The 24,458-nt window shown below is 61.9% G+C and carries 20 protein-coding genes and 1 tRNA gene; 15 read left to right on the top strand and 6 right to left on the bottom strand.

Annotated elements, in window-relative coordinates; genetic code table 11:
• Position 1 precedes the first annotated feature (1 nt).
• Complete coding sequence (locus E2A64_RS15330; protein ID WP_133285366.1) at positions 2-1,567, top strand: outer membrane beta-barrel protein; 1,566 nt, start codon at positions 2-4, stop codon at positions 1,565-1,567.
• A 9-nt stretch (positions 1,568-1,576) separates the two neighbouring features.
• Here the strand turns inward: E2A64_RS15330 and galU are convergent, their stop codons facing one another.
• On the bottom strand, positions 1,577-2,452 hold the full coding sequence (galU, locus tag E2A64_RS15325; RefSeq protein ID WP_133285365.1) for a UTP--glucose-1-phosphate uridylyltransferase GalU: 876 nt from the start codon (positions 2,450-2,452) through the stop codon (positions 1,577-1,579).
• Positions 2,453-2,649: 197 nt separating this feature from the next.
• Between galU and E2A64_RS15320 the strand changes: the two genes are divergently transcribed.
• Positions 2,650-3,873 (top strand): lytic murein transglycosylase, encoded by a 1,224-nt coding sequence (locus E2A64_RS15320; RefSeq protein ID WP_133285364.1) that lies wholly within the window; start codon positions 2,650-2,652, stop codon positions 3,871-3,873.
• 77 nt (positions 3,874-3,950) lie between these two features.
• A complete protein-coding gene (locus E2A64_RS15315) occupies positions 3,951-5,222 on the top strand; it encodes an SGNH/GDSL hydrolase family protein (protein WP_133285363.1) in 1,272 nt (423 codons plus the stop codon).
• 73 nt (positions 5,223-5,295) lie between these two features.
• Here E2A64_RS15315 and E2A64_RS15310 read toward each other — a convergent pair whose 3' ends face one another.
• Both E2A64_RS15310 and gltB read right to left on the bottom strand, forming a co-directional pair.
• Positions 5,296-6,750 carry a glutamate synthase subunit beta gene (locus E2A64_RS15310; protein ID WP_133285362.1) on the bottom strand — a complete coding sequence of 485 codons (1,455 nt, stop codon included), beginning with the start codon at positions 6,748-6,750 and terminating at the stop codon, positions 5,296-5,298.
• A gap of 17 nt (positions 6,751-6,767) precedes the next feature.
• Positions 6,768-11,477 carry a glutamate synthase large subunit gene (gene gltB / locus E2A64_RS15305; RefSeq protein ID WP_133285528.1) on the bottom strand — a complete coding sequence of 1,570 codons (4,710 nt, stop codon included), beginning with the start codon at positions 11,475-11,477 and terminating at the stop codon, positions 6,768-6,770.
• A gap of 568 nt (positions 11,478-12,045) precedes the next feature.
• Between gltB and E2A64_RS15300 the strand changes: the two genes are divergently transcribed.
• From E2A64_RS15300 to E2A64_RS15280, 5 genes are all read left to right on the top strand, one after another.
• Entirely contained in the window at positions 12,046-13,092 is a 1,047-nt protein-coding gene (locus E2A64_RS15300) for a threonine aldolase family protein (RefSeq protein WP_133285361.1), read from the top strand.
• Positions 13,093-13,307: 215 nt separating this feature from the next.
• Positions 13,308-13,616: a BufA1 family periplasmic bufferin-type metallophore gene (locus E2A64_RS15295; RefSeq protein WP_133285360.1), complete on the top strand. Its 309-nt coding sequence runs from the start codon at positions 13,308-13,310 to the stop codon at positions 13,614-13,616.
• Between the two features lie 52 nt (positions 13,617-13,668).
• Entirely contained in the window at positions 13,669-14,598 is a 930-nt protein-coding gene (bufB, locus tag E2A64_RS15290; protein ID WP_244598316.1) for an MNIO family bufferin maturase, read from the top strand.
• 5 nt (positions 14,599-14,603) lie between these two features.
• Positions 14,604-15,398 (top strand): HvfC/BufC N-terminal domain-containing protein, encoded by a 795-nt coding sequence (locus E2A64_RS15285; protein WP_244598315.1) that lies wholly within the window; start codon positions 14,604-14,606, stop codon positions 15,396-15,398.
• 2 nt (positions 15,399-15,400) lie between these two features.
• Positions 15,401-15,997 carry a DoxX family protein gene (locus E2A64_RS15280; RefSeq protein WP_133285358.1) on the top strand — a complete coding sequence of 199 codons (597 nt, stop codon included), beginning with the start codon at positions 15,401-15,403 and terminating at the stop codon, positions 15,995-15,997.
• A gap of 85 nt (positions 15,998-16,082) precedes the next feature.
• On the opposite strand, the gene E2A64_RS15275 is transcribed toward E2A64_RS15280, so the two are convergent.
• Entirely contained in the window at positions 16,083-16,547 is a 465-nt protein-coding gene (locus tag E2A64_RS15275) for an Hsp20 family protein (protein WP_133285357.1), read from the bottom strand.
• 252 nt (positions 16,548-16,799) lie between these two features.
• On the opposite strand from E2A64_RS15275, the gene E2A64_RS15270 reads away from it, so the two are divergent.
• Positions 16,800-17,867 carry an alpha/beta fold hydrolase gene (locus tag E2A64_RS15270; protein WP_133285356.1) on the top strand — a complete coding sequence of 356 codons (1,068 nt, stop codon included), beginning with the start codon at positions 16,800-16,802 and terminating at the stop codon, positions 17,865-17,867.
• Here the strand turns inward: E2A64_RS15270 and hisN are convergent.
• Together hisN and E2A64_RS15260 are read right to left on the bottom strand one after the other, a co-directional pair.
• Positions 17,851-18,633: a histidinol-phosphatase gene (gene hisN / locus E2A64_RS15265; protein ID WP_133285355.1), complete on the bottom strand. Its 783-nt coding sequence runs from the start codon at positions 18,631-18,633 to the stop codon at positions 17,851-17,853. The two genes, E2A64_RS15270 and hisN, sit on opposite strands and share 17 nt — an antisense overlap.
• 309 nt (positions 18,634-18,942) lie before the next feature.
• Positions 18,943-19,848: an N-formylglutamate amidohydrolase gene (locus E2A64_RS15260; protein ID WP_133285354.1), complete on the bottom strand. Its 906-nt coding sequence runs from the start codon at positions 19,846-19,848 to the stop codon at positions 18,943-18,945.
• Between the two features lie 215 nt (positions 19,849-20,063).
• On the opposite strand from E2A64_RS15260, the gene cpdR1 reads away from it, so the two are divergent.
• From cpdR1 to E2A64_RS15230, 6 genes are all read left to right on the top strand, one after another.
• On the top strand, positions 20,064-20,429 hold the full coding sequence (cpdR1, locus tag E2A64_RS15255; protein ID WP_133285353.1) for a response regulator CpdR1: 366 nt from the start codon (positions 20,064-20,066) through the stop codon (positions 20,427-20,429).
• A 107-nt stretch (positions 20,430-20,536) separates the two neighbouring features.
• A tRNA-Val gene (locus tag E2A64_RS15250) sits at positions 20,537-20,611 on the top strand.
• Between the two features lie 226 nt (positions 20,612-20,837).
• Positions 20,838-21,239 (top strand): helix-turn-helix domain-containing protein, encoded by a 402-nt coding sequence (locus tag E2A64_RS15245; protein ID WP_133285352.1) that lies wholly within the window; start codon positions 20,838-20,840, stop codon positions 21,237-21,239.
• Positions 21,240-21,470: 231 nt separating this feature from the next.
• Positions 21,471-21,830 (top strand): DUF2293 domain-containing protein, encoded by a 360-nt coding sequence (locus E2A64_RS15240; RefSeq protein ID WP_133285351.1) that lies wholly within the window; start codon positions 21,471-21,473, stop codon positions 21,828-21,830.
• Between the two features lie 151 nt (positions 21,831-21,981).
• Positions 21,982-23,004: a hypothetical protein gene (locus E2A64_RS15235; RefSeq protein ID WP_133285350.1), complete on the top strand. Its 1,023-nt coding sequence runs from the start codon at positions 21,982-21,984 to the stop codon at positions 23,002-23,004.
• Positions 23,005-23,510: 506 nt separating this feature from the next.
• Positions 23,511-24,347: a DUF429 domain-containing protein gene (locus E2A64_RS15230; protein ID WP_133285349.1), complete on the top strand. Its 837-nt coding sequence runs from the start codon at positions 23,511-23,513 to the stop codon at positions 24,345-24,347.
• Positions 24,348-24,458: the final 111 nt, after the last annotated feature.

Here is a 24,458-nt window from a genome sequence, read left to right as displayed (position 1 = left end):
GATGAGCGGCGTGGCGCTGGCGGCTATCATGCTGCTGGGTGGTTTCGGGACGCCTGCCAATGCCCAGTCGGCATCGAGTTCGTCTCTCTACGACATGAGTTCGGCCGAGATCCGTGATAATACGGACGACGGCACGGGCTTCGATGGCGCCGACAGTTATTTCGGCACGGCCTCGACAGCCGGATCTTCGAGCGCGCGGCCGACGCTCGGCGGCAATACTGACGACACGAGCCCTCCCCTCGTCCCGTCCTATGACGACGACACCGCCATCACAGCAGCGGAAACCGGCGGCGAGGACATCGTCGCGGCAGAACCGTCACGCTCGCCCAGCGTCGATGCCGCCCTCGCCGAGCAGGACCGGGAAGAGAACGGCTTTGGCCGCCAGAACCTTCCGATATCCTCCGTCGATGGACGCCAGACCGCATCGGTTCCCGAAGATGGCCGGGCAACGGGCATCCGGCTCGGTACTTTCCTCCTGCGGCCGACGCTGACCCAGAAGATCGCCCATGAAAACCAGCGCGACGGCAGCACCTCCACCAGCCGGACCTTCAGCGAGACCACGCTCGAAGGCTCTCTCGAATCCGACTGGGCGCGTCACAAACTGACCGTGACCGGTTCCGGCACCTTTCAGAAGAACATTTCCGGCGAAGGCCAGGAAGAACCCTCGGCATCGGTCGATGCCCTCCTCGATCTCGACTTCACCGAAACGGTCAGCGGCCAGCTGACCGCGGGCTACGACTTCTCCCGTGAAGACCGGACCGACCCGAATGCGATCGCGAATGCGACCGCCCAGGCCGGCGTTCATATCCTCTCGGCCACGGCAGGACTGACCAAGCGGCTCGGCTCTCTGCGCGGCACTGCGACGGCGGAAGTCTCGCGCAAGCTTTTTGGCGATGCGGAACTGGCGAACGGCACGGTCATCTCGGGTGACGACCGCAACACCCTGACAACCGGCATCCGCGGCCGGATCGGTTATGAACTTTCGCCCGCACTCGTTCCGTTCGTGGAAGCTTCACTGGCGCGCACCCGCTACGACCAGACCATCGACAACACCGGCACCGAGCGGTCTGCCACCACCTATGGCCTGCGGGCCGGCGTGGAGCTGCCGGTGGGCGAAAAACTGTCGGGCGAGATTTCCGCCGGCTATCTCCTGCGGGACATCGACGACGCGGCGCTTGACGATATCGACGCCTTCTCGATCGACGGTTCGCTTGCCTGGTCGCCGATGCGCGGCACGACGCTCACCGCGGCGCTGAGCACTGCGCTGGAAGAATCGACGACCGTCGGCCAGAGCGGCTCTGTCGTCCATCTCCTCTCGCTCGAACTCGAGCAGGAACTGCGCGAAAGCGTGATTGCCAGGCTGACCGGCACGGCGGCATTGCGGAAGTTCGAAGGAACCTCCGCTCCCGACAACCAGACCCGCCTGGGACTTGCCGCCGAGGTCGACTGGTCGATCAACCGCTACCTCTCGCTCGTGGCCGATGCCGGCTACGAACGCACCACGCAGCCCGGCGCGGACGATTCCGACACCGCGCGCGTCGGGCTTGGATTGCGGGTACGCCGCTAGACGATACGCTCAGAGAAGCGCCTTGATCTTGTCGGCGACAAGCGGGCGCATGTCGTCGCGGGCGAGCGCGAAGGCGACATTGGCCATGATGAAACCGTCCTTGGATCCGCAGTCATACGTCTCGCCGTTAAAACGGTAGGCGGAGAACGGCTGCGTCTCGGCGAGATGCAGCATGGCATCGGTCACCTGGATCTCGTTGCCTGCGCCCCTTTCGCCCCGAGCCAGAATATCGAATATCTCGGGCTGGAGAATGTAGCGGCCGTTGATGAAATAGTTCGACGGCGCGGTGCCCTTCTCGGGCTTTTCAACCATTTCGGTGACGCGGAAACCGCCCGGAAGTTCTTCGCCCTTGCCGACGATGCCGTAGCGATGGGCCAGTTCCGGATCGCATTGCTCGACCGAGATGATGTTGCCGCCGACCCGTTCATAGAGATCGACCATACCGGACATGCAGCCCACCTTGTCGCGCATCACCATGTCCGGGAGCAGCAGGGCAAAGGGTTCGTCACCGACGATATCGCGCGCGCACCATACCGCGTGTCCCAGACCATGGGGGGCCTGCTGGCGGGTGAAGCTGGTCTTGCCTGCGGCCGGCAGCATGTCCTCGAGCTCCGTCAGCTCGGCGGTCTTGCCGCGCTTTTCGAGCGTATCGTTGAGTTCGAATGCAATGTCGAAATGGTCTTCGATGATGCCCTTGTTCCGCCCCGTGACAAAGATGATGTGTTCGATGCCGGCATCGAGCGCTTCCTCGACGACATACTGCACGACCGGCTTGTCGACGACCGTCAGCATCTCCTTCGGCACCGCCTTGGTGGCAGGCAGGAAGCGCGTTCCGAGACCGGCGACGGGCAGGATTGCTTTCCGGATTTTTTTGAATTCAGTCATAAAAATATCCCCATTCATTATGAACCTCACCAGCCTGCGGCAATGTTCAGGCGGATGCACGACTTAGCGGAGTAAAGCCCGGAAAAATCCGGAAATCGGCGTCACCCCTTCTTGTATGGTAAACGGACTGTTAACGACAAGCTGGCATGGTGAGGGAACGCCGCCCCAACACTTAAGCAAACACAGGATCACATAAAATGTTCCCCCGCGCTCGCACGTTTTTGACGACATCGGCGCTTGCCCTGGCCCTTACGGCTTCGCTCGGCACGACGAGCGCAAAGTCAGCCGATGCAGACTTCCTGAACTTCATTTCCGGCTTCTACGCGACCGCCGCGCAAAGCGGAATCACCAGGGAAACGTACAACGCAGCCTTCTCCGGTGTCGTCGATCCCGACCCCGAAGTCCTGAGCAAGGCCCGCTATCAGCCGGAGTTCACCACCAAGGCATGGGACTATCTCGATTCCCGCGTGAACCCCTACACGGTCGAGAAGGGCCGCGAGATGCTGCGCAAGCACGGCCGCACGCTCGACGCGATCGAAAAGCGCTTCGGCGTCAGCCGCTACATACTCCTGGCCATCTGGTCGATGGAATCGAATTACGGCGCCATCCTCGACAATCACGAGCGGCTCCATTACGTGCCGCGCGCGCTGGCCACACTCGCCTATGCCGACAAGAAGCGCGCCAAGTTCGCCCGCTCCCAGCTTGTTGCCGCCCTCAAGATCCTGCAGGCGGGCGACATCGCTCCGCGGCAGATGACCGGTTCCTGGGCAGGCGCGATGGGCCATACCCAGTTCATTCCGACGAGCTATCTCGCCTTTGCCGTCGACCAGGACCGCAACGGCCATCGCGACATCTGGGGCTCGATCCCCGACGCGCTGGCGACGGCCGCCAATCTTCTGCACAAGAACGGCTGGCGCACCGGCGAAACCTGGGGCTACGAAACCGTCGCTCCGCGCGGCGGCAACAAATATAACGGCGCGACGAAAACGCTCGGTCAGTGGGCGCAGCTCGGCTTCACCCGCCCCAGTGGACGCGGCTTCCCCCATGCCGGCATGCGCGCGGAACTGAAGATGCCGGAAGGCCCGAACGGCCCGGCATTCCTGATGACCCGCAACTTCTTCATGATCAAGCGCTACAACAATTCCGACCTCTACGCGCTCGCCGTCGGCGTGCTCGCCGACGAGATCGCAGGCTGGGGCGGCGTCGACCAGCGCTGGCCGCGCCCGGAAGGCACGCTCGACATGAAGGAGAAGTTCGAGCTGCAGACCAGGCTCAAGCAGCTCGGCTACTATGAGGGCGAGATCGACGGCAATTTCGGCTCCGGCTCGCGCGCCGCGATCGAAGCTTTCCAGGCCCGCCTCGGCTTGACCAAGGATGGCAATCCGTCGCAAAAGGTTCTCCAGGCAATCCGGGGAAACTAGGCGACGGGCACCAGAAGCCCGACACCCGGCCCGGATAGCCACGTGAAAGTGCGACTGCGCACCGGAGAAATCGTTCAATGTCCCGGCCGGCTGTCATCAGCTTTGCTGCACGCCTGACATGCCTTGCCGCGCTGGCCTTCGCCATCGCGGTTTCCGGCATTCCGGCCTCGCACGCCCAGGAACGCATCGAGCGCAAATCCCTCATCGAGATGCTGTTCGGCGGCAATAACGGCGCCCGCCAGCCGAACCGCCGTGAGGCAGCCCCGCAGCAGAACAAAAGCAGGCGCACCAGCCGTCCGACCAAGTCCGTGGTGCGACGCGCAGCGCCCGTCGCTCCGGCCGAACCGGACGTCGAGAAGCTTGAGAACGCCCGCAAGGTTCTCGTGGTCGGCGACTTCCTTGCCGGCGGACTGGCGGACGGCCTCGAACAGAGTTTCGAACAGTCGCCGGGCGTGGTCGTCATCGAGCAGTCGAGTGGCTCCTCCGGTCTGGTACGCGACGATTACTTTGACTGGCCCGGCGAATTGCCCGGCATCATCGAGAATACCCAGCCCGATATCGTGGTCGTTCAGCTCGGCTCCAACGACAGCCAGCAGATGAAGACGGACAGCGGCCGCGCCGAAGTCCGTTCGCAAGCCTGGCTCAGCGAATACGAGAAGCGCACCGACGAGATCATCAGGATCGTCGCCGACAGCGGCAAGCCGCTCGTCTGGGTCGGCCTGCCGTCTTTCAATTTCACCTCCATGTCCGCCGACATGCTGGCGCTCAACGGCATCTTCAAGCAGCATGTCGAGCAGGCCAATGGCGAATTCGTCGACATCTGGGACGGCTTTGTCGATGAAGACGGGAAGTTCATCTTCACCGGTTCGGACATCAACGGCCAGCAGGTGCGCCTGCGCGGTTCGGACGGCATCAACGTGACGAAGGCCGGGCGCCGCAAGATGGCGTTCTACGTGGAGAAGAACATTCGCCGCCTGCTCGGGAGCGCCGCGGAACCCAGCGCCGGTGTCGCCGATCTCGACGATTCCAATCTTCCCGATCTCAGCTTCCCGACTTCGCCGCTCGAAACACAGAACCCGACCCGGACCAACCCCGTGGCGCTCAACGACCCCGACCTCGACGGCGGTTCCGAACTGCTTGGCGGCACGGTGACCTCGGTGAACCTGACGCCTACCCCGCGCGACATACTGGTCAATCAGGGCATCGCCCCGGAGGCCCCGGTCGGACGCGCCGACAATTTCGCCTGGCCGAAATCGACGCCAGCGACGGTGAAACCGGACGAGAAGGTGGAAGCTGACGGCGCGGAGACGGTATCCGCCGCACCCAATTCGCAAAGCACCGCCGAATAGCTGCAACGTCATACAAGAACAAGAAAAGCCGGCGCAGGGCCGGCTTTTCAGTCGTTTCCATCGACCTTGAGGATTACAGCGGCAGGTCGGTTTCGCCCATCAGTTCGAGGTCGATCGCGCGCGCGGCCTGGCGGCCTTCGCGGATCGCCCAGACGACCAGCGACTGGCCACGGCGCACGTCACCCGCCACCCAGAACTTGTCGACGGACGTCTTGTAGTCCTTGTCGTTGGCAACCACGTTCTTCGAACCGCGCTGGTCGGTGTTGATGTTCAGCTTTTCGCCCAGATCGGCCAGCACGCCGTTTTCCATCGGACCGCGGAAACCGATCGCGACGAAGACGAGATCGGCGCGGATGACGAATTCTGATCCGGCAATCGGCTTGCGCTTCTCGTCGACCTTGCAGCACTTCACGCCACCGACAACGCCGTTGTCGCCGACGATCTCGATCGTGCCGACCTGGAACTCGCGCTTCGCACCTTCCGCCTGCGACGAGGAGGTGCGCATCTTGGTTGCCCAGTAGGGCCACACGGCGAGCTTGTCTTCCTTCTCCGGCGGCTGCGGCCGAATGTCGAGTTGGGTGACGCGAACGGCACCCTGACGGAAGGCGGTACCGACGCAGTCGGACGCGGTGTCGCCACCGCCGATGACGACGACATGCTTGCCGCCGGCAAGGATCGGAGCCGCCGGCCAGCCGGTGGAATCGATGGCTTCGCGTGCCACGCGCTTGTTCTGCTGGACGAGATAGGGCATGGCGTCGTGAACGCCCGCGAGATCGGCACCCGGAATGCCCACGTCACGCGGGTTTTCCGAACCGCCGCAATAAAGCACGGCATCGTATTCGGCGGTCAGTTCCTCGACGGTCTTGTCCACGCCCACATGCACGTTGCAGAAGAAGGTAACCCCCTCGCCTTCCATCTGCTCGATGCGGCGGTCGATGAAGTGCTTTTCCATCTTGAAGTCGGGAATGCCGTAGCGCAGCAGACCGCCGGGGCGGCTTTCGCGCTCATAGACATGGACATCGTGACCGGAGCGGCCGAGCTGCTGCGCAGCAGCCATGCCCGCAGGACCGGAGCCGATGATCGCGACGGTCCTGCCGGTCTTCTTTGCCACCGGCTGCGGCACGATGAAGCCCATTTCGTAGGCCTTGTCGGCAAGCGCCTGCTCCACCGTCTTGATCGCCACCGGCGCATCCTCGAGATTGAGCGTGCAGGCCTCCTCGCAAGGTGCGGGGCAGATCCGGCCGGTGAACTCGGGGAAGTTGTTCGTCGAGTGCAGGTTGAGGATCGCCTCTTCCCAGTTCTCGTTATAGACGAGGTCGTTCCAGTCCGGGATCTGGTTGTGGATCGGACAGCCTGTCGGACCGTGGCAATAGGGAATGCCGCAGTCCATGCAGCGCGCGGCCTGCTTCTGCACTTCCTGATCGGTCATCCGGATGGTGAATTCACGGAAGTGGCGGATACGATCCGACGCCGGCTGGTACTTTGCCGTCTGACGGTCGATTTCGAGAAAACCTGTTACCTTACCCATATCTTCGTCAGTCTCTCTTATTCCGCTGCCATGCCAAGGCGGTTGCGTTCCATCTCCTCAAGCGCGCGCCGGTATTCGACCGGCATCACCTTGCGGAATTTCGGACGGTAATCGGCCCAGTGCTCAAGGATTTCCTTGGCGCGTCCCGAACCCGTGTAGTGCATGTGGTTGGAGATCAGCTGGAACAGCCGCTCCTCGTCATGCCGGGTCATGTCGCCGGACACGTCCACGCGCCCCTTGTGCATCAGGTCGCCGCCGTGGTGGTGAAGCTTCTCGAGGATGTCGTCTTCCTCGGGGACCGGTTCCAGTTCCACCATCGCCATGTTGCAGCGCTTGGCGAAGTCACCGCTCTCGTCGAGCACATAGGCCACGCCGCCGGACATGCCGGCCGCGAAGTTGCGCCCGGTCTCGCCGATGACGACCACCAGGCCGCCGGTCATGTATTCGCAACCGTGGTCGCCCACGCCCTCGACGACCGCGATGGCGCCCGAGTTGCGAACGGCGAAACGCTCGCCGGCCACACCGCGGAAATAGCACTCGCCTTCGATCGCACCGTAGAGCACGGTATTGCCGACGATGATCGAGTGTTCCGGAACGATCTGGCTGTCAGCCGCGGGCTTGATGATGATGCGTCCGCCCGACAGGCCCTTGCCGACATAATCATTGGCATCGCCCTCGAGATCGAAGGTCACGCCATGGGCCAGGAAGGCACCGAAAGACTGGCCGGCCGTGCCCTTGAGCTTGACCGTCAGCGTGTCTTCCGGAAGACCGCGGTGATTGTGCTTGCGCGCGATCTCGCCCGAAAGCATCGCACCGGCGGAACGGTCGACGTTCTTGATTTCGGCCTCGATCGTCGTCTTGGTGCGGTCGTTGATCGCCGGTGAAGCTTCCGCGATCAGCCTGCGGTCAAGGACGTCGTCGATCGGATGTTCCTGGCGCTCGGTCCAGTGAATGGCCTGTTTCGGCGCCGAAGGCTTGTAGAAGATCTTCGAGAAATCGAGACCCTTGGCCTTCCAGTGCGCAATCAGTGCATCCTTGTCCAGGAGATCGACTTCACCGACGATCTCGTCGAGCCGGGTATAGCCCATCGAGGCGAGGATCTGACGAACCTCTTCGGCGATGAAGAAGAAGTAGTTGACCACGTGCTCCGGCGCGCCCTTGAAGCGCTTGCGCAGAACCGGGTCCTGCGTTGCCACGCCCACCGGGCAGGTGTTGAGGTGGCACTTGCGCATCATGATGCAGCCGGCTGCGATCAGCGGAGCAGTCGAGAAGCCGAACTCGTCGGCCCCCAGAAGCGCACCGATGATGACGTCGCGACCGGTCTTCAGGCCGCCATCGACCTGCAGCGCGATGCGCGAGCGCAACCCGTTGAGGACGAGCGTCTGCTGGGTCTCCGCCAGGCCCATTTCCCACGGGCTGCCGGCATGTTTCAGGGAGGTGAGCGGCGAAGCCCCCGTTCCGCCGTCGAAACCGGAGATGGTGATGTGGTCGGCACGCGCCTTGGCGACGCCGGCGGCAACGGTTCCCACACCCACCTCGGAGACCAGCTTGACCGAGATATCGGAAACCGGGCTCACATTCTTCAGGTCGAAAATCAGCTGGGCCAGATCTTCGATCGAATAGATGTCATGGTGCGGCGGCGGCGAGATCAGGCCGACACCCGGGGTCGAGTGGCGGGTCTTGGCGATCGTCGCGTCCACCTTGTGACCCGGAAGCTGGCCGCCCTCGCCGGGCTTGGCGCCCTGGGCCACCTTGATCTGGATCATGTCGGCATTGACGAGATATTCCGTCGTCACGCCGAACCGGCCAGACGCGACCTGCTTGATCGCCGAACGTTCCGGGTTGATGTCGGTCGTACCGGGGATCGGCAGATAGCGGTCGGCTTCCTCGCCGCCCTCACCGGTGTTCGATTTGCCGCCGATCTGGTTCATGGCAACGGCAAGCGTCGCATGAGCCTCGCGGCTGATCGAACCGAAGGACATGGCCCCCGTCGAGAAGCGCTTGACGATCTCCGAGGCCGGCTCGACGTCGTCGACGGAAACCGGCTTGCGGCCGATCTCCTCGGCCTTCTTGATCTTGAACAGGCCGCGGATGGTGTTCATCCGTTGCGCGTCGCTGTTCATCATCTCGGCGAATTCGCTGTAGCGGTCCTTGGCGTTGCCGCGCACGGCATGCTGCAGTTTGGCCACCGCATCCGGCGTCCAGCTGTGATGTTCGCCGCGCATGCGATAGGCATATTCGCCGCCGACTTCGAGATTGCGGGCAAGAACCGGATCGTCGCCGAACGCGGCCGCGTGACGCAGCGCGGTTTCCTGCGCGACTTCGGCAAGGCCGACACCTTCGATGGTGGTGGCGGTGCCGGTGAAGAAGTCCTTCACGAAATCCGACGACAGGCCCACGGCGTCGAAGATCTGAGCGCCGCAATAGGACTGGTAGGTCGAGATGCCCATCTTGGACATGACCTTGAGGATGCCCTTGCCGATCGCCTTGATGTAGCGGGTGACAACCTCATGGGTATCCACTTCCGGCGGAAACTCGCCGCGCGAATGCATGTCGAGAAGCGTGTCGAACGCCAGATATGGGTTGATGGCTTCGGCGCCGTAGCCGGCGAGACAGGCGAAGTGATGGACTTCGCGCGGCTCGCCCGATTCCACCACGAGGCCCACCGAGGTGCGAAGCCCCTTGCGGATGAGGTGGTGGTGCACCGCAGCGGTCGCAAGCAGAGCCGGGATCGCGATACGGTCCGGGCCGACCTGGCGGTCGGAGATGATGATGATGTTGTAGCCGCCGCGTACCGCTTCCTCTGCCCGCTCGCAGAGACGGGCGAGTGCGGCCTCCATGCCGTCAGCGCCCTTTTCGGCCGCATAGGTCACGTCGAGCGTCTTGGTGTCGAAACGATCCTCGGTGTGACCGATCGAGCGGATCTTCTCGAGATCGGCATTGGTCAGGATCGGCTGGCGCACTTCAAGCCGCTTGCGCCGCGCCGCGCCGGTGTGATCGAGAATGTTGGGACGCGGACCGATGAAGGAGACGAGGCTCATCACCAGTTCTTCGCGGATCGGGTCGATCGGCGGGTTGGTCACCTGCGCGAAGTTCTGCTTGAAATAGGTGTAAAGCATCTTCGACTTCGACGACATCGCCGAGATCGGGGTATCGGTACCCATCGAACCGATTGCTTCCTGACCGGTAGTCGCCATCGGCGCCATCAGGATGCGGGTATCCTCCATCGAGTAGCCGAATGCCTGCTGGCGGTCGAGAAGCGACACATCGCCGCGCAGCGCGCGCGGAGAGACGGGCTTCAGCTCTTCCAGGATCAGCTGCGTATTGTCGAGCCACTCGCGGTACGGATGGCGCTGGGCGATAGAGGACTTGACCTCCTCGTCGGAAATGATGCGCCCCTCTTCGGTATCGATGAGCAGCATCTTGCCCGGCTGCAGACGCCACTTGCGCAGGATGTTCTTTTCCGGAACCGGCAGCACGCCGGACTCCGAGGCCATGATCACGCGATGATCGTCGGTGACGATGTAGCGGGCCGGACGCAGGCCGTTGCGGTCGAGCGTGGCGCCGATCTGGCGGCCATCGGTGAAGGCAACCGCTGCGGGGCCGTCCCACGGCTCCATGAGGGCTGCGTGATACTCGTAGAATGCCTTGCGGTCGGGATCCATCGACAGGTTTCCGGCCCAGGCTTCCGGCACCAGTGTCATCACGGCGTGCGCCATCGAGTAGCCGCCGCGCACGAGGAATTCGAGCGCATTGTCGAAGCAGGCGGTATCCGACTGGCCTTCATAGGAGATCGGCCAGAGCTTGGAGATATCGTCGCCGAAAAGCGGAGAGGACACCGAAGCCTGACGCGCGGCCATCCAGTTGACGTTGCCGCGCAGCGTGTTGATCTCACCGTTATGCGCCACCATCCGGTAGGGGTGCGCAAGCTTCCACGACGGGAAGGTGTTGGTCGAGAACCGCTGATGGACTAGCGCGATCGCCGAGACGAAGCGCGGATCGCTCAGGTCCTTGTAATAGGCCTTCACCTGGTAGGCGAGAAACATGCCCTTGTAGACGATGGTCTGCGTGGAGAGCGAGACGAAGTAGAAGCCGTTGTCCTCGCCTTCGTTCTCGCCATAGACACGGTTCGAGATCACCTTGCGCAGGATGAAGAGGCGGCGCTCGAAATCCTCGACGTCCGTCACACCCTCGCCACGGCCGATGAAGACCTGCTCGTGATAGGGTTCGGTGGCGGCGATGTCGGGCGCCTTGGAGAGCGAGGAATTGTCGACCGGCACCTTGCGGAAACCGAGCAGCACCTGCCCCTCGGCGGCCACGACTTCGCTGATGATCTCCTTCATGTGCGCGCGCAGATCATCGTCCTGCGGCATGAAGAGGAAGCCTGCCGCGTAATGGCCCGGCTCGGGAAGGTCGATGCCTTCCTTGGCAAGCTCTTCCTTGAAGAACTGGTGCGGGATCTGTGCCGTCAGCCCGGCACCGTCACCCATCAGCGGGTCGGCACCCACCGCGCCGCGGTGGGTCAGGTTTTCAAGGATGAACAGACCATCCTCGATGATCGAGTGCGACGCTTCGCCCTTCATGTGGGCCACGAAGCCCACGCCGCAGGCATCGTGCTCGTTGCGCGGATCGTAAAGGCCCTGCGCGGTCGGGATGCCCGACGCCTTGAAAGGGGTTTCAGGGGTTTTAACGGTGACGGGTCCGGTCACTTTCGCCGCGCTTGCCATCAGCCGCGCAGTCCGAGAAGTCATCATCTCTGTCATCACCATTCTCCCTTGCCCGCCATTCGGCGACGCCTGATCGTGCCTGCCGGAAAAGGCATCGGCACTTCCTTATTCTTCGACCCTGTTTCGGCGGACCGCCCCGATAGGCTTGGCAAATTGCCAACCTTGCGGCGTTCTCCGAATTTAACACAGACCCAACCATGCGGTCACGGTGGCATTGGCTGCCCATGCCGCAGACAATGCCCGGAGGGTGCGGCATCCGCCGACGTCTCCAGGCAAATTAGGACAGGAAGGCTGTCCTATTTACTCTATGGCAGAATGCGTGACCCCATGCAAGACGTCCTGACGAATTTTAGGGCCCTTGCCGCAGCATTATGGCGCCCAAAACGGCAGCCGGGTAATAATATTGCGCAAGCCTGTTGACTAATCGCCACTTTATTCCGTTCGCCCGCTTGCGCCCTCTCAGGCGCCCATCCCGACCGGTGATTTCGCATTTACAGGCTCGGCTCCTGGCCCTAGCTATGGCGCGACCACGAACCGAGCGCGACCGCACTGCATTCCGGAGCATTTCATGATCTTCACGTCCGACAACTGGGCCGGCGCCCACCCGGCCATATCCGAAGCCCTGACCCGGCACGCAACCGGGTTCTCGGCGGCCTACGGCACCGGCGATCTCGATCGCCAGGTGGAGGCGACCTTCAACCAGATCTTCGAACGGGAGGTCGCGGTCTTCTTCGTCGGCACGGGAACCGCCGCCAATTCGATCGGCCTTGCAAGCGTCGCAAAGCCAGGCGGCGTGGCCTTCTGCCACAACCAGGCGCATGTGATCGAGGACGAGTGCGGCGCGCCCGAATTCTTTTCCCAACTGCGCCTCGCCCCCGTCGACGGGCCGGCCGGCAAGATGTCACCGGAGGCGCTGCGCGCCCAGATCGCGCGCTACCCGGCACAATTCGTCCATCACGGCCAGCCGGCTGCCGTCACCATCACACAGGCAACCGAGATCGGAACCGTTTACAGCCACGACGAGATCGAGGCGATTTCTGCGGTGGCGAAGGAAAAGAACCTGCCGCTGCACATGGACGGTGCGCGTTTTGCCAACGCCATGGTCGCACTCAACTCGACACCGGCGAAGATGACCGTCGATCGCGGCGTCGACATCGTCTCCTTCGGCGGCACCAAGAACGGCTGCTGGTGTGCGGAGGCCCTGGTCTTCTTCGATCCGGAAATGGCCCGGCAGGTTCCCTTCATCCGCAAGCGTGGTGCCCATCTCTTCTCCAAGAGCCGCTTCATCGCCGCCCAGTTCGCCGCCTATCTCGAAAACGGCCTCTGGCTCGAACTCGCGGGCCATTCCAACGCCATGGCGAGCCGCCTGCGCGAGGCGATCGCCGCCTCATCGAAGGCACGGCTTGCTTGGAATGGCCAGACAAACGAGGTCTTTGCAATTCTCAAGGCCACCACCGCCGCCGCAGCGCAGGAAAAGGGCGCACGCTTTTATGACTGGCCTGTCCCAAAAGGCATGGAGAATGGCCCCGCCCCGGACGAGACGCTGATCCGCCTCGTCACCAGCTTCGCCACCAGCGAGACCGATATCGACCGATTTGCCGATCTGCTCGGCTGATTGGCCGGATTTCCCCGGCATTCAAATATTACTCCAATATAAAGGAGTGGGCGTCGCTCACTCCTTTCTCACACCGGCGTTATTGCAAGCTGTCTCCCCCCTCACCGCAAGTTGACAGGCAATAACGCCTCGTTGATTTCCACTTTACTGCAGTTTTCTTCAGGTTCTCCTCAGCCGGCCACGCGGTGCGGCACTCAGCAAAACAGGAGAACAGCATGACCCAGAAAACATTTATCGGCGCATCGGCACTGGCTGGCGCGGTTGCCATGGCCCTTTCCGGCACGACGCTCGTCGCATCGACATCCGGCGCAAGCGCTGCCGGCAAGGAAAAGTGCTACGGCGTCTCCATGGCGGGCAAGAACGACTGCGCGGCCGGCCCCGGCACCACCTGCGCCGGCACCTCGAAGGTCGATTACCAGGGCAACGCCTGGAAGTATGTCGAGGAAGGCACCTGCGCCTCGATGGAACTGCCCGACGGCCGCATGGGCTCGCTCGAGCCGCTCACCCGCGACGTCCCGGCCTGATCGGCCCCTGCCGGACGGACCGGACACCGAAACAGCGCGAGGAGACCAGACAATGAGCGAACACTCCCCTTCGACCATGCGGCAATTGCCGGCGGCTGCATCGCGCTTCCCGAACCTGCCGCTCCCGCCACGTGCGGGGGCGGGCCTCAAGCCCGAGCATGTGGATGCCATCCTGGCGGATGATTTCCGCATCGGCTTTCTGGAAGTCCACGCCGAGAACTACATGGGCGACGGCGGCCCCGCCCATCGTGCGCTGGCGGCAATCCGCGAACGCTTTGCGCTGTCCGTCCATGGCGTCGGCCTGTCGATCGGTGCGGAACGCGGCCTCGCCCCCGCCCATCTCGAGCGCCTCGCCCGCGTCGTCGAGCGCTACGAGCCGGCAATGATCTCCGAGCATCTCGCCTGGTCCACCCATACCGATCACTATTACAACGACCTTCTGCCGCTGCCCTATAACAGGCAGACGCTCGACAGGGTCGTCGAACACATCGATCAGGTTCAGACCCGCCTCGGCCGCGCGATCCTGCTCGAAAATCCCTCGACCTATGTCGCGTTCGAACAGTCGACCATGAGCGAGACCGACTTCATTGCCGAGATTGCCCGCCGCGCCGGTTGCGGCCTGCTTCTCGACGTCAACAATGTCCTTGTCTCCGCGGTCAACCACGGCTGGAAGCCGATGTCCTATCTCAAGGATTTTCCGCTCGAGCTGGTCGAGGAAATTCATCTCGCCGGCCACGCCGAGGACACCGACGACGAGGGCGACAGGCTGCTGATCGACGCCCATGACCGCCCGGTCTGCGAGGAAGTCTGGCAGCTCTACGAAGTGGTGATAGCCCAGGCCGGACCGCTGCCGACACTGGTCGAATGGGACAATGACGTGCCGGAATGGCCGGTGCTGCGGCGCGAGGCCCATCTGGCCAACGAGATCCTCTCGCGCCACGACGCGAGCGCCTGGCTCGGCCGGCGCCACGCGGCGGAGTGAGAATGATGGTTTCCGCGCCCCAGACCGACATCAATTGGGCTTTCGGTTCCGCCCTGCTGGACCCGGATATCCCGCTGCCGGTGGGTGTGACCGGCCCGCGCGGCAAGAAGGCGGAGAAACGTTTCGCGGTCTACCGCAACAATGTCGTCGTCAGCCTGGTCAATGCACTCGGCGATATCTTCCCGGCAATCAGGACGCTCGTGGGCCGGAACAATTTCGGCCATATCGCTGGAAAATTCGTGAGAGCCTTCCCGCCCGGCTCCCCCCTTCTGTTCGAGTATGGTCGCGATTTCCCGGACTTCATTGCCGGGCTGGACCCGCTCAGGAAATATGCCTACCTGCCCGACGTGGCGCGGCTCGAGCGGGCCTGGCTGGATGCGTTTCACGCGGCAGATGCCGTTCCGCTCGGCTTCGACGCCCTGGCGGCGATCGAACCGGCGCAGCTTGGCGAGCTGGTTTTTACCGCCCACCCGGCAACGCGGATCGTTGAAAGCGACCATGCGATCGTTGCGATCACGATGCGCTCGCGTGCAGGCGCCTCTCTTGCCGGCATCAAGCCCGACACCCCGGAGACCGCCCTCGTCACGCGGCCCGACGCCGCTGTCGAGCTCCGCGCTCTGGATCGCGCTGGCGGCACATTTTTCCGCTCGCTTCTCCACGGCGAGCCACTTGGAGCAGCCGCCGGACGCGCGACCGAGGCAGACGGGCATTTCGACCTCGCGGCCGCGATTGCCGCGCTCATTGAATCGGGCGCCTTCACCGCGCTCTCGACTGCCCAAACCACAACCGGAGGAGAATGATCATGCCCCCCATCGCACGCCGGGTCCTGAGTTTGCACAACACCGTCTTCGGCACACTCGAAAGATTGACGAACGGCTGGTTTCTGGGCCTGTTCGCACGCTTCATCTTTGCTGCGGTGCTCTGGGCCTATTTTCTCAATTCGGCTTTCACCAAGGTCGGCGAGGGTTTTCTCGGCTTCTTCATGATCGCGCCTGGCGCCTACTACCAGATCGCCCTGCCCGCCGTGGAAGCCGCCGGTGGCGACATCGATCAGGTGGCCCTCTTCCCCTGGGGACTGATCGTCACCCTCGGCACCTATGCGGAATTCATTCTGCCCCTGCTCGTCGTCGCCGGATTGTTCACCCGCATGGCGGCGCTCGGCATGATGGTCTTCATCGCCGTTCAGACCCTGGTGGACATCATGGTCCACATGGTGGAGCCGGAGACTGTCGGGGCGCTGTTCGACCGTTTCCCGGATGCGCTCATTCTCGACCAGCGACTTCTGTGGCTGATGCCTCTCGCCTATCTCACCCTCAAGGGCGCGGGACTTGTCTCGATTGACGGACTGCTGGCAAGCCGCCTGCCGCTACGCACATCTGCACACCCGCAAACCGCCTAGTACGGAAACGAAAAAGGACGCCCGGCTGCCCGGACGCCCCTTCGATGGAGGTCGTTGATCCGCTCAGGCGGCTTTCACACTGGCGTCAGGCGGCAGTGGCCTCGATCTGCTTGGCCTTGGAGGCTTCCGAAGTGATCGCGATCTTCCGCGGCTTCATGGCTTCCGGGATCTCGCGCTTGAGATCGATGTGAAGCAGGCCGTTCCTCAGCGAGGCGCCATTGGCTTCCACATGCTCGGCGAGCTGGAAGCGGCGCTCGAAGGCGCGCTTGGCAATACCGCGGTACAGGAATTCGGCATCGCCATTTTCCTTCTCGTCGGCCTTCTCGCCCTTGACGGTGAGCGTGTGCTCGCGGGTTTCGATGGAAATCTCGCTTTCCTCGAAACCGGCAACCGCCATGGTGATCCGGTAGGTATTCTCGCCCGTCCGCTCGATATTATAGGGCGGATAGGACTGCGACTGGTCCGGCTGGGCCAGGCTGTCGAGCATGTTTGCAAGCCGGTCGAAACCGACGGTGGAACGATAAAGGGGTGCAAAATCGACGTGACGCATCATGGTCCTCCTTGAAGCGACTTGGTTTTCACGTTCGGCTCGTCCGGCGCCCCGATCTTCGGCGGCACCTCGAACCCGCAGACCCGTTCTGGCGCCTGCAAAAATCATGTGGGAATTCGAAATCGGCGGTTCAAGAGGTAAAAATCGGAGCCGTGAGACGCCCCGTGAAACCGCCGTTCCGCACGAATGACCGCAAGGCTTGAGGCGTCTTTTTCTTTGACCTGCGCCACCCGAGCGAATATCGATCTGTCCATGGAACCCGCCACGAAAGATCAGCCCGCAGACGACGCGAAAGAGGCCGCGCCGACCCTTCACGCGACACCGGACAACCCGGTGCCGGAGAACCATGTGGTCGGCTATTTCGAGACCCGGGACAAGCGCAGGCTGCGCTATGCCGTCTTCAAGTCGGAGACGCGGATCGCCAAGGGCACCATCGTGCTGCTTCACGGCCGCAACGAATATATCGAGAAATATTTCGAGACGATCCGGCATTTCACCGGCCTCGGCTTCTGGGTCGCCACGTTCGACTGGCGCGGCCAGGGTGGCTCCGACCGGCTGCTGAAGAGGCCGCTGCGGGGTCATGTGAATCGCTTTTCCGACTTCGAGGACGACCTGTCGATCTTCCTCGAAACCATCGTACTGCCGGAGACCCGCCTGCCCTTCCTGATGGTCGCCCATTCCATGGGCGGCCTGATCGCTCTCTCCGCCGCGCCCACACTCGCCAACCGCATCGACCGGCTGATCTGTCTGGCGCCCTTCCTCGAACTGTCGAACCAGCGCGTCGGCGTCGGCGTCATCCATTTCATGTGCCGGATGCTCACCATCCTCGGGCTCGGCTGGGTCACCTTCGAGCGCGACGCCTTTCCGCGCCCCTTCGAAGGCAATGTGCTGACCTCGGACGCCGCCCGCTTCCGCCGCAACCAGAAGATCTATGAAGCCTGGCCGGACCTGCGCGTCGGCCCGCCGACAGCGCGCTGGATCGCGGCCATGCTCTCGGCCATCAGGACGGTCGGTCGCGTGCGCCATCTCGACCGCATACAGGTGCCGACCTTGCTGATCGCCGCAGGCGCCGACACCATCGTCAGCCAGCGCGCCATAGAAACTGTCGCCAACCGCTTTCGCGCAGGTCATATGCTGACCATCGACGGCGCGCGCCACGAACTTCTGCAAGAGGCCGACCGCTACCGGATCCAGACGCTTGCCGCCATCGATGCGTTTCTGTTGCCCGACGAGGAACCGCCGCTTGAGCGCTTGCTCAGGCGAGCCTCGGACGAAGCCGAAACGGAAATCGGGCGCGAGACGGTCAGCGCGGGCGGTTGATCAGGTCCAGCGCCTCGGCGTGAAGTTCGCGCGAGCCGCAGGCAATCACATTGCCGCCCTGTTCGGGCCTGCCGCCACGCCAGTCGGTCACGATCCCGCCCGCCTGTTCGATCGGCGCAATCAGCCCTGCAATGTCGTAGGCCTGCAGGCCGGATTCCACACAGATATCGATATGGCCGGCAGCCAGCATCGCGAAAGCATAGCAATCGCAGCCATAGCGCGACAGCTTCGTGGCGGCTTCGAGCGCACGGAGAGCCGGAAAATCGGCCTCGCCATAGAGCCATGGCGATGTTGTCATCATGGTCGCGGCTTCAAGCGCCACCGACTTGCGCGTGGCAATCGGCTTGCGGTCACCGCCCCGAAAGCGTGAAAACGCTCCATCCGGCCCGCCGACATAGCGATCTCCGATATAGGGCTGGTCCATCAAGCCCATCACCGCACGTCCGTTCCGGTAGAGCCCCACCAAGGTGCCCCAGACCGGAAGCCCGGAGATGAAGGCTCGCGTGCCGTCGACCGGATCGATCACCCAGACGAATTCCCGGTCGGTGCCCTCCGCACCGTATTCCTCGCCCAGAATGCCGTGATCGGGGTAACGCGCATTGATCAGCGCGCGGATCGCCCGTTCGGCGGCCCGGTCGGCTTCGGTCACCGGATCGAAATCACCGGCCAATTTGTTGTCGACATCTATCCCCATGCGGAATCGCGGAAGCGTTTCGCGCGCCGAGGCTTCGGCGAGTTCGTCGAGAAAATCGAGGTCTGGCAGCAAGGGTCCGGTCTCCGGCTTGAATGTGCGAGGCGGTAAATTGCCAGGACCCTCGCGTCAAGGCTTACGCCCCCGAAAGCCCTGCCCATTCGTAAGGCAACACCTTCGTTCTGCGGAAAAAATTTGCAAAACCGTTTGACTATTGTGCGGCGCACAACTAAAGTACAGATACAGTCTTTGACTGTGAATGCCCTCCTTGGGCGTTTCCTCCCTAGACTTGACCGCGCTCCCGAGCGCGGTTTTTTTTGCACTTGTTCAAGGCGATGGAGTTTCGAGAAATTAGAACCTTGCTTTACCTAAGTGTCGACCGGTTCACTCGGCCGCAAGCAGGTTGTCGCCCATCTCGTCGCGCACGAATTCCATCATCTCTGCCGCGAAATGCGCGAGATCGCCCTGGAGTTGCTGATAGCCGCGCGTCGGCTCCAGGGTCTTCTCGTCGATATAGAGGCCGCGATTGATCTCGATCTGCAGGGCGTGCAGGCCGCGCGCGGGCCGCCCGTAATGTTCGGTGATGAAGCCGCCCGCATAGGGCTTGTTGCGCGCCACCTCATAGCCCAGACCCGACAGGATGCCGACCGCGGCGCGTGACAGATCATGCGCGGCGCTCGAACCGTAGCGGTCGCCGACGATGAAATCGGGCCGGACACTCGACCCGGCAGCCTTCAGTCCCGACGGCATCGAATGACAGTCGATCAGGACCGCGATCCCGAATTTCACATGGGTCTGGGCAATCAGGCGCCGCAGGCAGGCGTGATAGGGCCTGTAGATCCGCTCGATCCGCGCGAGCCCTTCGGCGACCGACAGCCGCCCACGGTAGATCTCGGTATTTTCCGCAACCAGACGCGGGATGGTGCCCAGTCCGCCGGCCACGCGCAGCGAACCGATATTGGCGTGCGCGGGAAGCGGCGAATCGAACATCCGCGGATCGAGCTCGTAGGGCTCGCGGTTGACGTCGAGCCAGGCGCGCGGAAAGTGAGCCTTCAGCATCGGCGCGCCCAGAGCGGTCACCGGCGCGTAGAGCTGATCGACATAATGGTCCTCGGAGCGCCGTATCCCCTTGCGGTCGAGCCGGGTGGCGGCGAGGAAATCATCGCTATAGAGCCGGCCGGAATGCGGCGAATTGAACACGAAGGGCTCGGTCTGGCGCGCCGGACGGATCACCTCGTAATAGGGGTGGCCGCAAGGGCTGGATGGGACCGTGGCCTCGACGTCTTTCATTCGGCACCTGCTGAAGCCGCTTCATTTACCCTGTTATGTTGCCAGTTGGGATGATCACTGTCCAGTGACTGTCCAGCCCGCTCCGGCCTGTGCTAGGGTGACGATGGTTCGCAGGCCGTTAATTCTCTCTGGTCGGTAATTCACCGTATGTTTACCAGATTCATGCACGGTTTCGCATCAAATGCATAATCAGAAGAATCAAGGGTCTCGACGGGATGCTACCGAAAATCCTTCTCGCGGAAGATGACAACGACATGCGCCGGTTTCTGGTCAAGGCACTGGAAAAGGCCGGCTACGACGTGCGCTCCTTCGACAACGGCGCCTCGGCCTATGACCGGCTGCGCGAAGAGCCGTTCACTCTGCTTCTGACCGACATCGTCATGCCCGAGATGGACGGTATCGAGCTGGCGCGCCGCGCCACCGAGCTCGACCCGGACCTCAAGGTGATGTTCATCACCGGCTTCGCGGCCGTGGCCCTCAACCCCGATTCGAAGGCACCGGCGGACGCCAAGGTTCTGTCCAAGCCCTTCCACCTCCGCGACCTCGTCAACGAGGTCAACAAGATGCTCGCGGCCGCCTGAGCCCGGGTTTGAGGGGCGTTTCGCCGGCTTGCCGCGAAGCGATGATATTTCCCCTCAATTACGTGTTGACGCGGCACCGCGATTATGGTGTATGCGCCGCATCGGATGGGCGTGTAGCTCAGCGGGAGAGCACTACGTTGACATCGTAGGGGTCACAGGTTCAATCCCTGTCACGCCCACCATCCTTTCAAAGACTTAGACCGTGTCGGCATAGTTCCCTGAAGGTTCAATGAACCTGACGCGGGATGCTCTCACGGATATCCCACTGAGCTGGTCGACCTGCTGCATACACCCGATGTGCCGAAGCAGGCTGCTTCACTTCCCAACGTCCCTCCGATAATCCCCGTCGTCTCGTCGCTATAGATCACTTAGCAGCAAGCGCGCTGCAGTTTTGCTATGGAGACGACATTGGCCATCAAGCCTTACCAGAACACCCGCCTTGCTGCATTCGTGACGAAACGCGTGCTCGAACTCCGGCATCGGAAGCTTCAGGTGCAGATCGCGCAGGAAGCAGGCTTCAACACCGCCAACATGCTGACGATGATCAAGAACGGGAGCAGCAAGCTACCTCTCGACCGAGTGCCAGCTCTCGCTGCCGCCTTGGAGTGCGACCCGGCCCTTCTTTTCCGAATGGCGCTTGAGCAGCTCGACAGCCCGACAACAGCCTCGGCGATCGATAGTATCTTCGGAGCCGTCGTCACAGAGAACGAACGCGACTGGCTCGAAGCGCTCCGCCAGGCAAGCGATCACTCGGACCCGCGCCTGACGAGCAGGGCACGTAATTCGCTAAATGCGATTTTCGGGAAATAGCGAATTCCGGTTTTAGCGAAATCGGAGTTCGGGGTCGATCTGCACTTCCTGCCTCCCAGCCGCCCAGGAACGGCTGCGTCCGCGCTGGGAAAGGCTGGACGGCGGACCCCTCAAACATTGCCACGAAACGCAAAAAGACGCACCATAAAAACGAATCAAAACAAATAGTTAAGCGCTGACTTAACTCGCCGGGACAATGTGAGATCGGCAGGCGAATATGGAGGCGGCTCGATGGCCGAAGTGCGTTTCAAGCGATCTACGATCCGGAGATTCATGGAAAAGCACTACCCCGGCTGTCCGCCAAGAAATCGGAAAGCGATCGTCTACGCAGTGGGACGGCGGCCTTGGGTCGACGCGACCATCGGCAAAGCTGTCGGCATCGTCGTCACCAACCATGTCAGGCACAAAATGACCCTCTACGAGACCTGGATGCGTGACTATGGGCTCACCCGCGAGGAAGCTCGAGCTGCGGAGGCCAGCACTGTGGGCGACATCGTGCGATCCTGGCGAGAAGCGAAGAGCCCGGCTGATGTGCCGATCACCCGGATTGTTACGATCGTTCGCCGGCCGGGGAGTAATAGTCCGGATTAGAGCCGCCTTGCTTCATCTCATCAAAAAATTTCGGACTTTCTCCGCTTCCCGTTGAAGCGATTGCTATAAATAGCGGTAGCCGTCCCATCGCCACGACTTTCCACCCACCGATCTGATCGAGTGGGGCGGCTCTTTATCACTTGGAGCCCCCATGACCGAAACCGACATCAGGACCAAGAAGCGGCTGGAAGACATCGCCTGGGCCGCAGAGAAGATCGACAGGAAGACGCTCGCGCTTGAGAGTGAGCTGGTGACCACGAAGTGGTTCGATTACCGCTTCCTTTCGCCGCAAGCCTGCACGCGATTGTTTTTGGAAACCTATCAGACAGTGTTCCGTCGTCACTTCGCCGCCGAGGTCGATCGTGATCAAGCCAAGCACGTGTTCGGCGCACATTCCCTTTCCTATCGAAACGATCCGCGGGCGAGGACGCAGATGTGGATGGCGAGGCAGAGAGCGGACGAGCTCGGCATTCCATACGACCTTTATATCCAAGCGTCTTTTGAATTTGCGGTTAAACGCAACCGCAAGCGCCTTCCTCAGCCAAACCAACTTCATCATCCCGGGTCTGCCGCCGAACTGTGGGCAAAGTTTCTAGATGAGCAGTTCAAAGAACATCTGGCAGACGGCCTTTTCACAGTCGAACATGCTTCTTTCCGCGTCGAAAACTATAAAAATCTGCCGGCACAGGACGATTACAGGTCCTTCGTCATTCGCCAGGTGAAAGCCCAGTCGATGCCTCCCCACCGAGCTATGCAGCGCTATTGCTGCGACCAGCGTCAGCTTCCGGTGGAACTGTTCAAAGATGTCATCAACGATGAGATCTACGAACAGGCTTTGACACGCCTTGAATGGGACAACCCACACTTCCCGCCTCCACCGCTTCCGGCCCCTCACCGCACGGATCAGTGGCCCTCATGCCTCGGCATACCTGGAGCGCAGGACGACAGCAGTTCGCCATGTAGCGAATGTCGTCTCGCCGACGACTGCACTCGGCTATCCAACGCAATCCTTAGGCAGGTGATGAATCGAACCGGAAGCGAAGACCCGAGGGCAGATGACAAGCGTGCCAAGGCTAGGGAGCGTCAACGTCGTCGCCGCTCCAGGCTCAATGCTGAGAAGCTGCACGCTATGCACAAACAGCCGGAAGCTGTTGAATTCCGAGCCGGGGAATAGTTCAGGGTATCTGGAACCGGAAGCCTATGGGAAGCGTGACAGAATTTTGGTGTCACGCTTTCCAAGTATTTTAAACACCTAGAAGTATGTAGTATTAGAGAAAATTGGAAAGCGTGACACGCTTCGAAGAAATTCGACGAACCCTTCCCGGTCCGGGAACCGGCAGGCATTTACAACCCTCTCCGGCGAATCTGAATTGGAGTCCGGTATAAGGAATGCCGGCACACAAGTTCCGGGAGACAGCAGCCTCGTCGGAACCTGGCAGATGCAGATTCTGCTTTCAAGCTGGCGAAGCTTCTCGGCTGCTCCCGTGTCAGGCTACGTCTCAGCACCGTCAAGTGCGTATCAGAAACTTCCAAGTAACCGAGGCGGGCGTGCGGCAGTCTTTCGCCGATAGACCAATCCGCACTCGCCACCGACGATCCTTGATCTCAAGCTCGATTGCTTGCCATTACCATGTGAAGCGACCTCCACGAGGTGCAGCAGCAGCTTGGAGAGCGTTCACGATGACCACACAATCGTTCTCGGTGATCGGCTTCGATTCCGCATGGACTGATAAGCCGGAGGCACCAGGCGCTGTCTGCGTCATCCACAGCAACGAGGCGGGAGATGTCTCATTTCGCGAGCCAGAGCTCGCATCTTTCGCTCAAGCTTTGACCGCGATCGACAGCGAAAGAAGTATCTCGCGGATGTGCCTGGTCAGCATCGATCAGCCTACCATTGTCCCGAATGTGACCAGTCTTCGTCCGGTGGACCGCGTAACCGGATCCTTGATTTCATGGATTGGAGGAGGCGTTCAGCCGGCGAACCGCTCTAAGATGGGCATGTTCGACGACGACGCACCAATTTGGAGGTTCAAAGAAAACCTGGCCGCAATCGAAAACCCGGAACAGGCGCGGCACGCCACGGATGGCACATACGTGATGGAAGTGTTTCCGGCGCTGGCTTTGGCCGGGATCAATGCTGACTACTGCGTTAGGCTTGGCGGCCCCCGCTACAACCCGGCGCGCCGGAAAACGTTCGAAATTTCTCATTGGAAGAGCGTCGTGAACCTCGTCACGGATTTTGGCGCGCGTCTGGATGTGCATGACTTGAAGAGTTGGTGCGACGAGCAACTGCAACTGGAGCGGCCAAGAAAGGCAGACCAAGACAAGCTCGACGCTGTGATCTGTGCGCTCATCGGGCTCCATTGGAAAATCGCTCCGCGCCACCAATCGGTGATGATCGGAGACCTGTCCACCGGCTACATGGTCGCTCCAGCACTGAACGGTGTGCACGAGCGATTGAAAACGAAGGGGAGAGAAACAGGAGTGCCGATTGACGGCGTCTTGCCGGCTCAATGACGGTAAGTTGCCAGTGCAGGCAGCGATTGAGTTTTTTCCCTTACAAACCTCCCAGACGAGCGAGGACGTCAAGATGCAGCCCTGACAGCGTCTCGCACGGTGGAGCAAGCC

This window comes from Pseudohoeflea suaedae (assembly GCF_004354915.1).
Classification (GTDB): Bacteria; Pseudomonadota; Alphaproteobacteria; order Rhizobiales; family Rhizobiaceae; genus Pseudohoeflea; species Pseudohoeflea suaedae.
The sequence above is the reverse complement of the archived record's forward strand: the minus strand, read 5'-3'. Positions and strand labels throughout refer to the sequence as shown.

What these genes read in the sequence shown, in the direction of transcription:
- E2A64_RS15330 (WP_133285366.1), top strand. Translation starts at nt 2, where the DNA reads ATGAGCGGCGTGGCGCTGGCGGCTATCATGCTGCTGGGTGGTTTCGGG.
- galU (WP_133285365.1), bottom strand. Translation starts at nt 2,452, where the DNA reads ATGACTGAATTCAAAAAAATCCGGAAAGCAATCCTGCCCGTCGCCGGT.
- E2A64_RS15320 (WP_133285364.1), top strand. Translation starts at nt 2,650, where the DNA reads ATGTTCCCCCGCGCTCGCACGTTTTTGACGACATCGGCGCTTGCCCTG.
- E2A64_RS15315 (WP_133285363.1), top strand. Translation starts at nt 3,951, where the DNA reads ATGTCCCGGCCGGCTGTCATCAGCTTTGCTGCACGCCTGACATGCCTT.
- E2A64_RS15310 (WP_133285362.1), bottom strand. Translation starts at nt 6,750, where the DNA reads ATGGGTAAGGTAACAGGTTTTCTCGAAATCGACCGTCAGACGGCAAAG.
- gltB (WP_133285528.1), bottom strand. Translation starts at nt 11,477, where the DNA reads ATGGCAAGCGCGGCGAAAGTGACCGGACCCGTCACCGTTAAAACCCCT.
- E2A64_RS15300 (WP_133285361.1), top strand. Translation starts at nt 12,046, where the DNA reads ATGATCTTCACGTCCGACAACTGGGCCGGCGCCCACCCGGCCATATCC.
- E2A64_RS15295 (WP_133285360.1), top strand. Translation starts at nt 13,308, where the DNA reads ATGACCCAGAAAACATTTATCGGCGCATCGGCACTGGCTGGCGCGGTT.
- bufB (WP_244598316.1), top strand. Translation starts at nt 13,669, where the DNA reads ATGAGCGAACACTCCCCTTCGACCATGCGGCAATTGCCGGCGGCTGCA.
- E2A64_RS15285 (WP_244598315.1), top strand. Translation starts at nt 14,604, where the DNA reads ATGGTTTCCGCGCCCCAGACCGACATCAATTGGGCTTTCGGTTCCGCC.
- E2A64_RS15280 (WP_133285358.1), top strand. Translation starts at nt 15,401, where the DNA reads ATGCCCCCCATCGCACGCCGGGTCCTGAGTTTGCACAACACCGTCTTC.
- E2A64_RS15275 (WP_133285357.1), bottom strand. Translation starts at nt 16,547, where the DNA reads ATGCGTCACGTCGATTTTGCACCCCTTTATCGTTCCACCGTCGGTTTC.
- E2A64_RS15270 (WP_133285356.1), top strand. Translation starts at nt 16,800, where the DNA reads ATGGAACCCGCCACGAAAGATCAGCCCGCAGACGACGCGAAAGAGGCC.
- E2A64_RS15260 (WP_133285354.1), bottom strand. Translation starts at nt 19,848, where the DNA reads ATGAAAGACGTCGAGGCCACGGTCCCATCCAGCCCTTGCGGCCACCCC.
- cpdR1 (WP_133285353.1), top strand. Translation starts at nt 20,064, where the DNA reads ATGCTACCGAAAATCCTTCTCGCGGAAGATGACAACGACATGCGCCGG.
- E2A64_RS15240 (WP_133285351.1), top strand. Translation starts at nt 21,471, where the DNA reads ATGGCCGAAGTGCGTTTCAAGCGATCTACGATCCGGAGATTCATGGAA.
- E2A64_RS15235 (WP_133285350.1), top strand. Translation starts at nt 21,982, where the DNA reads ATGACCGAAACCGACATCAGGACCAAGAAGCGGCTGGAAGACATCGCC.
- E2A64_RS15230 (WP_133285349.1), top strand. Translation starts at nt 23,511, where the DNA reads ATGACCACACAATCGTTCTCGGTGATCGGCTTCGATTCCGCATGGACT.